Source organism: Pseudoalteromonas carrageenovora IAM 12662, from assembly GCF_900239935.1.
Lineage (GTDB): Bacteria > Pseudomonadota > Gammaproteobacteria > Enterobacterales > Alteromonadaceae > Pseudoalteromonas > Pseudoalteromonas carrageenovora.
The window spans coordinates 2,700,933-2,717,517 of sequence record NZ_LT965928.1; the positions used below are offsets into that span (position 1 = coordinate 2,700,933).

A 16,585-nucleotide genomic window follows, 5' to 3' on the forward strand; every position below is an offset into this window, starting at 1 on the left:
TGAGATGGGCAATTTATTTAAATGTCTGTTTGGTTATTACCATTTTCGATTAAGTGCTTAATCATCTCCTCTGACTGATTTTGTACATCAACCGCTGGCGCTGCTTCATCAATACTTCCTCCGCTTTGTGCTGGGCTATAAGCAATCGCAGAGCCTTCGTCTTCAACCAGTGTATTTAGCGCTATAAGCTGCTCTGCATCTTCGTTAATGAGCACATCATCAATATTAAGCGGCTCCGCCGAACTCATTTGCACCGTTTGCTCAGGTGTTGATAGGCTACTCAAGTTACCTAAATCAATCGATTCAGTGCTTAATACGTTGTTGCTTGAAACTTCATTCGGGGTTGTATCGCCTAAAGCTGAATCTTCGCTAAATGATTCTGCAATACTATCCCCTAATCCGAATGTACTTTCAGCTGTACTCAAATTATTTTCATCTGAAACTAACTCGGAGTTATATCCTTGGTCAATAACATTATTGTATAAATCTTTAACTAAGTAGTTACCGGCTTCATCAATGGTGATAAAACGATAGTCGCTCCAAGAACCTAAATCGAGTACAGACAATAAGTGACTCCACTCACCATTCGCATCCGATTGAACCTCTGTAGAACTTTCTAATACATTAAGGTTAATATTTAGCACATCAAGACCAAGCAAGTTATTCCCCACTACGTATACACTACTCCCCTCTTCTACGGTACCAAAAGCCGTCAGGCCTAAGCCTAGCAATCCATGATAGTAACTGACCTGAAAACTTATTGGCGTAGTATCAACAACCAATCCAGATAAGCTTCCACTTGAAGTAACATTTCCAGATTCATCAGTAGCGGTAGCCGTTACAGTGTATGTTCCATCGAGTAAAGCGTTGTCTGGTGATACGCTCCATACACCTGTCTCACCCGCTGTTGTATCCTTGGTTACAACAGTACCGCTTTCATCTATGAAGCTTACGGTAATATCTTCATTTGCTCCTGCGGTACCGGTGAGCTTAGGTGTGCTATCGGCTGTTAATTCTAAACCAGAGTTAATTACTATGCCTGAATCAACTATGCTGCTTATTGATTGCTCGCCAATATTACCTGCATTATCAAGTACGCTTACATCAACGCTGTAGTTCCCTTCACTAAGAGGCTGCGAAGCTGTAACACTCCACGACCCGTCTGTGTTTACTGTTGTCGAAACATTGTGTGTTTCACCTAGTGCGTCAGTAAACATCACCATAACTGAAGCCCCCGCAAAGCTTCCAGTTACTGACCCTGTAACAGTAGGCGTAGTATCTTGACCTACCACAATTGGATCTATGACTACAGTTGGTGCAGTGTAGTCTGTGCTTGATATCATTGTATCGCTTGAAGAGTTACCTGCAGCGTCGCTTATTGATGCTGTTGCACTAAAGCTACCTTCACTCAGTGCTGTAGTCGCTGTTACTGTCCATATGCCATTTCCTGCAACTTGGGCAGTAATAGTTTGTGAGTCGTTATTAGCATCAGTAATAATCACACTCAGCGTTGTACCTGCTGGTGCATCACTTGTACCTGTAATCGTAGGTAGTGGATTGTTAGTAACTGCTAACTGGTCAACTTCAATTGTTGGCGGTGTTAAATCAACAATACCACCTAGACTTGTAGTACTGGTAAGCCCTGAGTTTTCTACAGTTGCATCCACTGTAAAGGCACCTTCAGCTAATGGAACGCTAGGTGTTAACGCCCACACTCCCGCAATAGCCTGTGTGTTGTAAGTAGTTGCTGTACCACTACTATCGGTTATTACAACTTCTACATCACCATTTAATACATCGGTAGTACCATTAATAGTAGGGGTTGTATCGCTTGTGTCTATTATTGGGTTGATTAATAGGCCCGGTAAAGTAGTGCTAACAGTGCCCGTTTGTGTCACTGTTGCTATATTTCCTGCATCATCAATACTAATAGCCTCAACGGTTAAATCACCTTCAGCTAGAGCCGGAGTAACAATAAGCCATGTTCCATCGCCTAATACCGTTGTGGTAACTTCATAAAGCGTACTTGTAGAGTCTGTAATATTAACCGTAATTAAGCTACCAGCCTCTTCGTCACTGGTGCCTGTAATAGTTGGCGTTAGCGTGTTAAGTACACCAAAGGCATCTATTCCTAGCGCTGGCGGTATAGTATCAATGGTCACTTGCTCAGTAACAGACTGGCCTACGTTGCCTGCAGCATCAGTAATGCCTGCAAATACGCTATATACACCATCGGGTAGGCTAGTAGTTACTAAAGACCACGTGCCATCGCTACCAACAAGGGCATCAAATACTGTTGCGTTGCCGTTACTATCAACCACTGTTACGTCAATATCTGTACCTGGTGCTTCTTCTGATGAACCTGAAATTGTTAATATATCAGTGTTGCTAATGCTCAATGGTAAAATGTCTACCACAGGCACTAGCGTATCAACTACAAACTCGAGCGTTTGCGTTACTACATTGCCCGACTCATCTGTAATACTAACATTAGCAACGTGCTGGCCTTCAGATAATGCATCTAGTTGTAGTGTGAACAACCCTAGAGCATCGACAGTAGTCGTTAGTACAGTCCCGCCATCTAATTGTATTTCTACTACACCATTAATTAAATCACTGGCACCTTGAATTATTGGCGATGAATCAGATGTTGACCCAATAACATCTAAGACTAATGTTGGCGATATGGTATCTACAACATCTGTGATTAATTGTGTTGCAGTAATACCAACCTCACTAAGCACATTAACGGTTACACTAAATAAGCCTTCAGCAAGAGACTGAGGCACTTGTACAGCCCATGATTGATCGGCTTGTACTATTGCAACGAGTTCTTGTACTACGTTATCGCTATCAATCACTTCAACTAATACTTCAGTACCAGGTGCTTGGTCTGTTGACCCACTAATTATTGGTAAGTCCCCCTCACCAGTAACAAAGTCAACCACCGCATTTAGTAATGGGGTTGAGGCATCTACATCAGCCGTAGTTATAGTGGTTGTATTACCAGCATCGTCAGTTGCAGAAGCTTCAACAACCGATAATCCTACTACGTTCACTGCTAAACCCACTAACTCCCAATCACCATTTGCATCTGTGGTTACATCGTATGTTAAATCAAGTAAGTCACCTGCAAGCTCTAGAGTAACCGTAACGGTTTTACCTTCGCCCAAATCGGATGTACCAGATAAAGAAATCAACTGACCTAATAAGAACGAAGGCACAATTGTTAGTTCTGGTCCTACTGTATCAACCTCACCACCTGTTTTACTATCTGTAGAAGTATTGCCTGCAACATCGCTAATAGTTGCACTTACACTGTAAACACCGTCAGCCAAAATATTATCAGCAGCCGCTTGCCAGTCTCCATTAGCATCGGTTTGAACGGTCATTTGATGAGAAGCTCCTGCAGAATCAGTAAAGGTAACAATCACATTAGTGTTGGCCTCGTTTGATGTGCCCGAAATCAGAGGTGTGTTGTCTTGTGTTAGTACCAGTGAGCTTTGATCAATACTAATCTCTGGTGCAATGCTATCTATGGTCGCGCTTACAAGTGAATCACCGGTATTTCCTGCATTATCGGTAATAAACACCTCAACAGAATAATCTCCTTGTGAAAGGCTATTACTGGCCTCTACTGTCCATGTACCACCGGCTTGCACTGTTGTGTTTACAGAGTGCTCGTTACCTTGTGCATCAATAAATACGACAACAACGCTATCGCCTACTGTTGCTCCAGTAACAGTACCTGAAACACTTGGGGTTAAATCGCTACTTCCAACAATATCGTTAATAGTTACTATTGGTGCTGTTATATCAAGCGTACCTGTTGCGATCGTACTTACAGGGTTGCCTGCGGTATCTGTTGTTGATGCATTTACACTAAATACCCCTTCACTAAGCGCAATAGGTGCAGCAACTGACCAAGTGCCATTGGCTCCCACTGTGGCATTAACTGTTTGCTCAGCCCCTAAGCTATCAGTAATTAAAATAACAACTATTGCGCCTTGCGGTGCCGTTGTTGTGCCCGAAATGGTAGGGGTTGTATCGTTTGCTGTAATAAGCGTATTGATACTTAGTGCTGGTGCTGTTAAATCGATAACACCACTACTCGTAGCGTTACTTGTTAAGCCATCTTCAGTAACACTTGCAGTAACAGTAAACTCTCCCTCAGGAAGTATATCTGTCGCATCTACACTCCAAGCACCGCTTAGCACATTAGTAGTAACTGTGTGTGAAACATTATTAATATCCGTTATAACTACTGTAATTTCAGTGCCATCAGCCGCACTGCTTGTACCCGAAAGTGTTGGGGTTTGATCGTTCGTATCAACAATGGTGTTTATATTAATAGTAGGCGCATTAGTATTAAGCGTTGCAGTCGCCTCTGCTGATGAAGTGTTTCCTGCCGTATCAGTAATACTTGCTGAAACTGTCACTTGTCCATCAGTTAATGGGGTCGTTACATCAAAGCTCCATCCTCCGTTGGCAGCAACAGTTGTTGTATATGTATCAACGCTATCACCATCAGTAATTGTGACGGTGATTGTAGTACCTTCAACCTCATTAGATGTACCTGAAATAGTAGGCGTACTGTTATTAATTGTACCTAGGGCATCAATAGTAATATTAGGCGCTTGGGTATCAACAAAACTTGACGCAGAATCAGAGCCTGTATTGCCAGCATCATCAGTAATACTTACTACAACATCGTAATTACCATCAGGTAAACTTGGTGCCGTAGCTTGCCAGTTTCCACTTGCATCAACCGTTGCTAATAGCGTGTGGGTATCACCATTACTATCTGTAATAACAATATCTACATTTGTGCCAGTAGGCTCTGTTGATGTGCCGCTTATAACTGGGGTATCTGTATTAAATACTGTGATATCAGCTAGTACTACAACTGGAACTTGAGTATCAATAGTTAGATCTATTGTTGTGTTAGTGATGTTATTAGCTTCATCGGCAACATTTATTTGCGCTGTATAGCTCCCATCAGTAAGTGCCGTAGGTACTTCTACTTGCCAGTTCCCCTCTGCACCAACTACAGCAAAGAACGTTTGTCCATCAATACTAATAATTACATCAGCACCAATTGCATCACTGGTGCCTGAAATAATTGGCGTCGTATCTACTGTAGTATCAATAGGATTAACACTAAGGGTTGGTGCAATACTGTCTATTTCACCTTGTGCTTGCTCAGTAGTTAAATTACCAACGTCGTCTCTTACCTCCGCAGTTACAGTGTACTGACCTTGCGAAAGTTCGGTTGGTACTTCAACAGACCAACCGCCATTTGCTTGAGCAATAGCCGTAAACTCTTGACTCTGCCCTGCACTATCTACAACGGTAAGTTTTATCTCTGTACCCGCTTCCATATCAGTGACACCAGAAACTATAGGCGTAGCATCGTTCGATAAGGCATCAACAGTCACAGTGAGCGCAGGTGCTTCGTTATCAAAATCAAGCGAGTTAACAGTAACAACGTTACCAGCGGCATCACTTGCACTAGCTGTAACATAGGCAAGGTTAAGTAGAGGTACTGTTATATTTGCAAGCCCCCATGTGCCATCAGCATTTGTTGTAGCTGTGTAAGTCGCGCCTACCAAGCCGTCAACTAAATACTCAGTAATGGTAATTACAGACCCTTCAGGTAAATCAGAATCCCCTGAAAGAGAAACCAAATTCCCCAGCAAGAACGAAGGAATGATCTCTAAGGTCGGTGGCGTCACATCTACTTCGCCCGTATCACTGCCTGTGCCGGTGTTGCCCGCTGCATCGGTGATGCTGGCGCTAACACTGTAGTTCCCTTCTGCTAAGTCTGTCGCTGGGGTGGCACTCCAGTTACCGCTGGCATCGGTTTGTACATCAATGGTTTGAACTGCGTTGGCCGCATCCGTAAAGGTTATCGTAACGGTGCTGTTTGGTGCATCACTGGTGCCCGTAACCGTTGGCGTGCTGTCGTTGGTGAGCGCTGGTGCATCCACACTCACACTTGGCGCGGTCGTATCGATGTTACCGCTGCCGGTGATATCAGTGCTGTTACCTGCATCATCGCTAATGCTGGCCTCAATGCTGTAAGGCCCTTCTGCAAGTGCCGTCGGTACTTCCACTGAGAAGTTGCCGCTCGCATCCACGGTGGTGGTAAAGGTTTGCTCTGCCCCTAAATCATCGATAACCGTAAAGGTGATCACGGTGCCTTCAACCGCATCACTGCTGCCGCTTAGGGTCGGTGTAACATCGTTACTTGAACCTGGGCTGGTTAAATCAAGCGTTGGCGCAATGGTGTCCACTTCCCCTGCGCCTGTGGCAGTCGCGGCGTTACCCGCGGCATCGCTCACGCTTGCACTTACTGTAAAGTTACCTTCAGCAAGGGCTGTTGTAACAGGAACTGACCACGTGCCACTTGCGCCCACTGTGGCGGTAATGGTTTGCGCTGCACCGGCACTGTCTGTCACTATAATTGTGACTTCACTGCCTTGTGGCGCATCGCTTGTGCCCGAGATAGTCGGTGTTGTGTCATTCCCCACACCGTTGTCGGTAATAGCAAGGCTTGGTGCGGTTAAATCAATCTCACCGGTTTCGCTCGCACTGCCAATATTCCCTAGGCCATCGTCTACTTCTGCGGTAACCGTGTACTCGCCTTCAGCTAAATCCGTTGGGGCATCAACACTCCATACACCACCCGTTACGGTCGTATCAACAGTCGTAATATTCCCTGCACTGTCTTCAAACGTTAGGCTAATGGTGGTGCCATCGGCTGCATCACTTGTCCCATTGATGGTTGGCGTGGTGTCGTTGGTATCCACCAAGGCATTAATGCTAATGCTTGGCGCGGTGGTATTCAGTGTCGCGGTTTCGCTTAATGTGGTGGTGTTACCGGCGTTATCGCTTACGCTTGCTTCAATGGTGAGCTCACCATCGCTTAAGGCGTTCGGCACATCCGCTGACCAGCTGCCATCGGCTTGTACTGTGGCGGTGAAGGTTTCGGTTGTGGTGCCATCGCTTACGCTGATGTTTATCACTGTGCCCGCTGGCGCATTGGTGCTTCCGCTGATTGTCGGGGTGCTGTCGTTGGTCGCACCCACAGTATCAAGCACAAGAGTTGGCGCGAGGCTATCAATGGTGCCCGCTTGCACGGCGCCTCCGGTATTGCCTGCCGCATCCGTAATACTGGCTTGCACACTGTAGCTGCCCTCAGGTAATTCTGGGCTGGTTGCTTGCCAGTTGCCGTTGGCATCAACCGTGGCGGTAATGGGTGTTTCATCGCCATTACTGTCGGTAATAACAATGTTTACAACCGTGCCTTCAGGCTCTGTTGAGGTACCGCTGATCACTGGCGTGCTGTCGTTACCAAGTCCCAGTGCATCCACGCTCACAACTGGGGTGATGGTATCTACATTACCGCTGCTGTTTGCAGTGGTGTCATTGCCTGCGGCATCAGTAATACTGGCCGTTACAGTAAAGTCACCTTGTGCGAGTGCACTGGGGATTTCAATGTCCCAATGCCCATCACTGCCAACAGTCGTGGTAATGGTTTGCACAGCGCCATCACTGTCGGTCACTCTGAGTGTTACCGTGCCGCCAATTTCGTTACTGGTGCCTTGTAATGTCGGGGTTAAGTCGTTTATATCGCCTACATTTTGTATCGTAAGCGTTGGCGCTTGCGTGTCGATAGTCGTGGTTTCACTCACGGTGGTTTCGTTGCCTACACTATCGCGTACGCTCACTTCAATCGTGCTTTCACCTTCACTGAGTGGTGTCGCTGGTGTGGCGCTCCACTCGCCGTTGGCATCAACAAGGGCGGTAATGGTTTGTGGGTTACCGTCACTGTCGGTCACCACAATCGTCACTTGTGCGCCTTCGCCTGCGTCACTTGTGCCGCTGATTATAGGCGTGTTGCTATTGCTTTGTGCATCCACCTCAACAGTAAGCGTAGGCGGTGTGTTATCAAAGTCATCTGAGCTGATTGTGCGTGTGTTCCCTGCTGCATCTGTGGCTGTGGCAATCACAGAGCCTACATCCAGTAGTGATACATCAAGCCCCACCAAAGACCAATTACCGTTGGCATCGGTTGTGGTGGTGTAAGTTACACCGACTCCCCCGCCAATAAGTTGCTCGGTGATGGTGATTTCACTGCCTGCTGGCAGGTCAGACGTACCACTGAGGGTAACCAATAAACCAAGCTCGAAGGTTGGCGTAAAGGCAAGAGCCGGTGGAGTTACATCCACTTCACCGCTGTCTGTCCCTGTGCCCGTGTTACCCGCTGCATCCGTGATGCTAGCACTGACACTGTAGTTACCTTCGGCTAAATCAGTCGCTGGGGTGGCACTCCAATTACCATTCGCATCGGTTTGTACATCAATAGTTTGTACGGCATTGGCCGCATCGGTAAAGGTTATCGTAACGGTGCTGTTTGGTGCATCACTGGTGCCCGTAACTGTTGGCGAGCTGTCGTTGGTGAGCGCTGGTGCATCCACACTCACACTTGGCGCGGTGGTATCGATGTTACCGCTGCCGGTGATATCAGTGCTGTTACCTGCATCATCGCTAATGCTGGCCTCAATGCTGTACGGTCCTTCTGCAAGTGCCGTCGGTACTTCCACTGAGAAGTTGCCGCTCGCATCCACGGTGGTGGTAAAGGTTTGCTGGGCCCCTAAATCATCGATAACCGTAAAGGTGATCACGGTGCCTTCAACCGCATCGCTGGTGCCGCTTAGGGTCGGTGTAACATCATTACTTGAACCTGGGCTAGTTAAATCAAGCGTTGGCGCAATAGTATCAACCTCCCCTGCGCCTGTAGCGGTCGCTGTGTTACCCGCTGCATCGCTTACGCTTGCACTTACGGTATAACTGCCTTCAGCAACTACTTGTGAGGCAGCCACACTCCACGTACCATTAGCTCCTAGGGTCGTTGTAACCGTATGGGTCACATTATTACTATCGGTGATTTCAACGGTTACGGTGCTGCCTTGCGGTGCATTCGCGGTGCCGGTGATCGTTGGGGTTGTATCATTGGTAACAACTAGCTCATTCACTTCAATCGCTGGCATAGTGGTGTCAATAATACCGGTTTCTGTGGCGCTGCCGATATTACCCAGACCATCGTCTACCTCGGCGGTCACTGTGTATTCACCTTCAGCTAATTCACTCGGCGCATCAACGCTCCACACGCCACCGGTTACGGTGGTGGTTGTGGTGGTTTCAGCGCCTGAACTGTCTACAAACGTTAGGCTAATGGTGGTGCCATCTGCTGCATCACTTGTTCCATTAATGGTTGGCGTGGTGTCGTTGGTATCAACCAAAGTGTTAATGCTAATGCTTGGCGCGGTGGTGTTCAGCGTGGCGGTTTCACTAACCGTAGTAGTGTTACCGGCGTTGTCGCTCACACTGGCTTCAATGGTCAGCTCACCATCAACCAGTGCATTTGGTACATCCGCTGACCAGCTGCCATCGGCTTGTACCGTGGCGGTGAAGGTTTCGGTTGTGGTGCCATCGCTGACGCTGATGTTTATCACTGTGCCCGCTGGCGCATTGGTGCTTCCGCTGATTGTCGGGGTGCTGTCGTTGGTCGCGCCCACAGTATCAAGCACAAGAGTTGGCGCGAGGCTATCAATGGTGCCTGCTTGCACGGCGCCTCCGGTATTGCCTGCCGCATCGGTAATGCTGGCTTGCACACTGTAGCTGCCTTCTGGTAATTCAGGGCTGGTTGCTTGCCAGTTGCCGTTGGCATCGACGGTGGCGGTAATGGGTGTTTCATCGCCATTACTGTCGGTGATGACAATGTTTACAACCGTGCCTTCTGGCTCTGTTGAGGTACCGCTGATCACTGGCGTGCTGTCATTGCCAAGGCCCAGTGCATCCACGCTCACAATCGGGGTGATAGTATCTACATTACCGCTGCTATTTGCTGTACTCTCATTGCCTGCGGCATCGGTAATACTGGCGCTTACAGTAAAGTCACCTTGTGCGAGCGCACTGGGGATCTCAATGTCCCAGTGGCCATCACTGCCCACGGTCGTGGTAATGGTTTGTACAGCGCCGTCGCTGTCGGTGACGGTGAGTGTGACCGTGCCGCCAATTTCGTTACTGGTACCTTGTAATGTCGGTGTTAGGTCGTTTACATCGCCCACGGTTTGAATGGTTAATGTGGGTGCTTGTGTGTCTAACGTAATTGTATCTGTAACTGTTGTTGTATTACCGGCTTCATCAGACACACTTACTTCTATGGTGTTATCACCTTCATTTAAATCTGTTTGAGGCGTTACTTCCCAATTACCATTTGCATCTACTGTGGTGGTAAGTGTTTGTTCTACCCCATTTTCATCTGTAATAACAACCGTGATACTGGTACCAACGTCTGCATCACTAGTACCTGAAATAGTAGGCGTTGAGTCGTTGGTTACAGCTTCAAAGTCAACGGTTAAGCTCGGTCCTGATGTATCTATGTTACCGGTAGCCGTAGTTGAAGCGCTATTTCCTGCAGCATCAGACACTTCAGCTTCTACAGAGTAATCTCCCGAGGCCAGCCCTTGAGAAAGCTCTACACTCCAATTACCTTCGGCATCTGTTGTTGCGCTAAATGAGCGGACAACGCCTTGAGAGTCAGTAACTGTTAAATTTATAACTGTGCCTGATACGACGCCTGTTGTGTTACCAGAAATAACCGGTGTTGTATCATTACTTGTTTCTAGTTCATTTACTTGTATGGTTGGAGGCGTAATATCAATTACAGCATCAAGCTCTGCATTTGCAGTTCCACCACCTAGGTCTGTTACTGTTGCACTAATTAAAATTGTGCCCTCAGCCAAATTGGCAGGCGGAGTCACACTCCATAGCCCGTTTTCATCAACAGTTGTAGTTAAAGTGATTACTGCCCCCGCAGAGTCAGTGATCTGAACTTCAACCGACGAGCCGGCTTGTGCATTAAAAGTATCACCATTTATTTGAGGTGTTTGGTCGTTAGTTTCACCAATAACATTAATGGTAATAGTCAACGCGCTTGTATCAATTGTACCTGAAGCATTTGCAGTGCCTTCATTACCAGCGCTATCACTAATACTTGCATCTACAGAGTAGCTCCCTTCAGCTAAAGCCACAGGCACTTCAACAGTCCAACTTCCATCTGCAATTACTTGTGCCGTAATAGTTTGAACAGCACCATTAGCATCAGTCACAGTTAAAGTAATAGTTGAACCAGCAGGCTCACCGCTAACCGTACCTGAAATGGTAGGTGTTGTATCACTTGTATCACCTAGCGCGTTAATAGTCACTATTGGCGCTGTGGTATCAACTTCGCCGGTTGTGGTTGCAGTGGTTTCATTCCCCGCAGTATCGGTAACCGATACCTCGACCGTAAATTCACCTTCGCTTAATTCATTCGGTACATCCACACTAAAGGTGCCATCGGCTTGCACTTCAGTAGTGATGATTTGTGGGTTACCTGCTTCATCATTGACGGTAATCGTAACTAGTGTACCTTCTGGCTCACCTGCCGCCGTGCCTGAAATTGTAGGCGTAGTATCGTTAGTATCGCCAACAGGGTCGATTATTACTGATGGCGCAGCCGTATCCAATTCACCGGTTGTGGTTGCAGTGGTTTCATTGCCCGCAGTATCGGTAACCGATACTTCAACGGTGAATTCACCTTCGCTTAATTCATTCGGTACATCCACACTAAAGGTGCCATCGGCTTGCACTTCAGTAGTGATGATTTGTGGGTTACCCGCTTCATCAGTCACAGTAATGGTAACAACGGTGCCTTCTGGCTCACCCGTTGCACTGCCTGAAATTGTAGGTGTGGTATCGTTAGTATCGCCAACAGAATCAATTATTACTGATGGCGCAGCAGTATCCACTTCACCCGTGGTCGTTGAAGTCGTTTCATTGCCCGCAGTATCGGTAACCGATACTTCAACGGTGAATTCACCTTCGCTTAATTCATTCGGTACATCCACACTAAAGGTGCCATCAGCTTGCACTTCGGTAGTAATTATCTGTGGATTACCCGCTTCATCAGTCACAGTAATGGTAACAACGGTGCCTTCTGGCTCACCCGTTGCACTGCCTGAAATTGTAGGTGTGGTATCGTTAGTATCGCCAACTGGGTCGATTATTACTGATGGCGCAGCTGTGTCCACTTCGCCGGTTGTGGTTGCGTTGGTTTCATTGCCCGCAGTATCGGTAACCGATACTTCAACGGTGAATTCACCTTCGCTTAATTCATTCGGTACATCCACACTAAAGGTGCCATCGGCTTGCACTTCAGTGGTAATAGTTTGTGGGTTACCCGCTTCATCAGTAACTGTAATGGTAACAACGGTGCCTTCTGGCTCACCCGTCGCGGTGCCTGAAATTGTAGGTGTGGTATCGTTAGTATCGCCAACAGAATCAATTATTACTGATGGCGCAGCAGTATCCACTTCACCCGTGGTCGTTGAAGTCGTTTCATTGCCCGCAGTATCGGTAACCGATACTTCAACGGTGAATTCACCTTCGCTTAATTCGTTAGGTACATCCACACTAAAGGTGCCATCGGCTTGCACTTCGGTAGTAATTATCTGTGGATTACCCGCTTCATCAGTCACAGTAATGGTAACAACTGTGCCTTCTGGCTCACCCGTTGCACTGCCTGAAATTGTAGGTGTGGTATCGTTAGTATCGCCAACTGGGTCGATTATTACTGATGGCGCAGCCGTGTCCACTTCGCCGGTTGTGGTTGCAGTGGTTTCATTCCCCGCAGTATCGGTAACCGATACTTCAACCGTAAATGCACCTTCGCTTAATTCATTCGGTACATCCACACTAAAGGTGCCATCGGCTTGCACTTCAGTAGTGATGATTTGTGGGTTACCAGCTTCATCAGTAACTGTAATGGTAACAACGGTGCCTTCTGGCTCACCTGTTGCGGTGCCTGAAATTGTAGGCGTTGTATCGTTAGTATCGCCTAAAGGATCAACAGTAACCGTTGGCGCGGCAGTATCAATAATGCCTGTAGTTGAAGCCGATGCTTCATTACCTGCTGAGTCAGTTGCCGTGGCTGTAATAGTAAACTCACCTTCAGCAATTTCATCCGTTGCGCCTACTTGCCAAGAGCCATCTTGTGCAACAACTGCAGTTAATGTTTGTGAATCGCCATTTGAATCTGTCACTAATACGGTGATCAAACTACCAGGCTCAACTTCGCTTGTTGTGCCACTAAAGCTAGGGGTCGTGTCGTTAGAATCTGTAAATGGATTTACACTGATTGTTGGAGCCGTAAGGTCAATATTGCCTGCTTGAGAATCTTGTGCTGTATTCCCCGCGCTATCACTCACATTTGCTACAACAGTAAACTCACCTTCAGCCAGCGCTTGTGGCACATCAATATTCCATGTGCCATCGCCATTTATTGCAGTTACAAACTGTTGTTCAGCACCTGCACTATCGGTAACAATAACCGTCACTACACTGCCAGCAGATAACCCTTGGGTTGAACCTGAAATAGCAGGCGTTGTATCGTTGCCATCGCCTAAAGTATCTATGGTAACGCTAGGCGGTGTTAAATCAACGGTGCCCGTAACAGTTGCAGTACTGCTATTACCCGCTTCATCACTCACACTTGCAGTTACTGTAAAATCACCTTCACTAAGCTCGTTTACAATATCGGCGCTATAGCTTCCATCAGCATTAGTCACCGCGGTAATTGTTTGTTGATTACCGTTACTATCGGTAATTACCAGCGTTATTTCTGTACCTTGTGGTACATCCACTACACTACCGGTAACGCTTGGTGTAGTGTCGTTTGTATCCTCAATAGGGTTTATAGTAATTGCAGGATCTGTTAAATCTATTTCGCCAACTTCACTTGCAGAAGCGGTATTACCTGCCGCGTCAGTAACCGTTGCAACCACAGTAAACTGACCTTCCACCAGCTCATCAGTGGCTTCTATTGACCAACTACCGTCTGCATTAGTTGTTACTTGTACGGTTTCTGTTGCGCCATCGCTGCCTGTAAAAGTAACGGTAACTACCGCCCCGGCATCTACATCTTGTGTAGAGCCACTAATTGTTGGTGTGGTATCGTTTGTATCTATTATAAAGTTAATACTTACTGTTAAATCTACATTACCTACTGTACTTGCTTGCGCTTCATTACCTGAGTCGTCAATTACCGCAGCAACAACGGTAAAATCACCTTCTGGTAGCGGCTGCGTAACTTGCGCAGTCCACGAGCCATCGTCTTGAGTTACCGCTAATAGAGTAAATGTGCTGCCATCACTTGCTGTAATGGTTAGTGTAATGGTGGCCCCTGCAGGTACGTTGCCAGTATTACCACTTAAAAATGGCGTGGTATCGTTTGTATCTGCAATCGAGTTAATTTGAATTGAAATAGGCGCAAAGGTCACTTCACCACTTGTTTGTGCTGATGCTTCGTTTCCAGCAGGATCGCTAACCGTAGCAGTAACATTAAAGTCGCCGCCAGGAATTGCGCTTGGTGATTCAACACTCCATGTGCCATCGGCTTCAAGTGTCGTGGTCAATGTTTGTAAATTACCGTCACTGTCTGTTACTAAAACAGTGATTACTGAGCCCTCTGGCGCACCGTCAACACGCCCAACAAAAGTTGGAGTAGCATCGTTAGTATCAGCAATTGCTGTAACGGTGATTTCAGGGCTTGTTAAGTCAACTAAACCTTGTTCAATAGCTTGCGCTTGGTTACCCGCATTGTCTGTAACCGTTGCGTTTACATCAAACTCACCTTGCGCTAAAGGAGTCGATACACTGACAGACCAACTACCGTCATCATTAGTTTGTGTTAAAAGCGTTTGGGTTTGACCATTAATATCAGTGATAACAACCGTAATCACTGAGCCTGCTGGCACATCTTGAGCAGAACCTGTAATTACAGGCGTTGTATCTTGTGTATCTGCAATGGCATTAATTTCAACAATAGGTGCGGTCAAATCTATAATACCAGCATCACTTGCTAGAGCCTGATTCCCTACACTATCACTTACTTGCGCATCTACTGTAAAATCGCCCTCAGGTAATGCAGTTCCAACATCCACCGACCAGCTTCCGTCTTCAGCGGTAACGGCAGTTAACAGCTGTACATCTCCTACGCTATTAGTAACCGTTATTGTTACCTCTGTGCCTTCTGGTACACCACTGGTTGTACCGGTTAGAGGAGGTGTTGCATTATTCGTCTCTCCTGCAACCGTTACACTAATTTCAGGTGCTGTTAGGTCAACATTTGCAATAGCTTGATCTATCGCTTGGTTACCAGCGGCATCTACTGCTACAGCATTAACGCTAAACTCGCCCTCTGCTAACGGCGACGTGGTTGTAATACTCCAATTACCTTGCGCATCAACTTGTGTAATAACAGTTTGCTGTGTACCTGTGCTATCTGTAAGCGTTACAGATACATTATCACCGGTATTTAAACCCGCAACAGAGCCTGTTACCGTAACCGTTTGCGAAGCAGAGTCCGCAACTGGGTCAATATTAATAACAGGTGCTGTGGTATCAATTTCAATAGAAATAGCATCGTTAAACGCATTACCATCAGGGTCTACTGCCTCAACAACAACATCAACTGGGCCATCAGCTATTGGGTTTGGAAGCGTAATTTCAAATGTGCCATCTGGACCAATAACTGCAGTGACCACTTGCGAGTTACCATCTTCATCCGTCACCGTTATATTAACAGTTTCACCGATAAGGTTTTCACTAGTACCGCTAATAGTAGGTTGAGATGAGTTGGTTATACCCAACTCGTTTAGCGATATAGACGCGGTGCTATCATCTGGTACTACCCCGTCTGATGTGTCACGTAAGTTAAATGCCTCAGCAGTACTTTGATCAAGTGATGAGTCAAACGCCACACTGTTCGGATCAACATTTTCAGATATACGGGTAAGCTGCACAAACGAGCTACCACCGCCAGAACCAGCAGCGCCACCGCCACCAGCGGCTGTTGCTTCTAGGTTATCTAAAATATCACCATCACCCTCTAGGGCATCTAAAAAGTCAGTTACATCCGAATTAGCCGAGGTTGTAGAATCTTGATCAGTGCCTAAGTCTAAACTTGCAATGGCCTCATCTAAGCTTTCATCAAAAATAGTTGTTTCGCTTGAGTCTCTGGCTTCTTTTGCTAATAAGTCTGGAGTTATTTTTACCTTTTGATTTGCAGGAATAGAAAGTGTTTCACCTTGTACATCAATTTGTAGTGAAGACTTAACAGCCGTAACTACTAAATCTCCCACATTAATGAAATCACCTACGTTTAAAGCCTTAATTGAGCCATCTTCTAAAACTACACCCGCAGAGCCCTGAATATCGGTTACTAATAATTGATTTGCTTCCATTTGGGTACCCTCAAACTTTTTAAATTACGTTCTAATAACTTAAAGGTAGAACACAAAATCAATCTAGGTACTGGACTCAAGTACAGGTTTTGCAAATAAATTCCAAAACAAAATAATCAACAAAAAAGTGGTAGAAAACTTATTTTATGCTACCCAAAATGATTATTTGCAAAATTGATATTCCTTTACTAAATATTGAAGGGAGTATTTTCGGTCTTAACAGGATCTAA

The 16,585-nt window shown here is 46.3% G+C and carries 1 protein-coding gene; it reads right to left on the reverse strand.

All coding sequences use genetic code 11. The features are described from left to right. Positions 1–17 precede the first annotated feature (17 nt). The gene (locus ALFOR1_RS12275; RefSeq protein ID WP_104643128.1) at positions 18–16,355 is read right to left on the reverse strand and encodes an Ig-like domain-containing protein; all 16,338 of its coding nucleotides are present in this window, start codon (positions 16,353–16,355) and stop codon (positions 18–20) included. Positions 16,356–16,585: the final 230 nt, after the last annotated feature.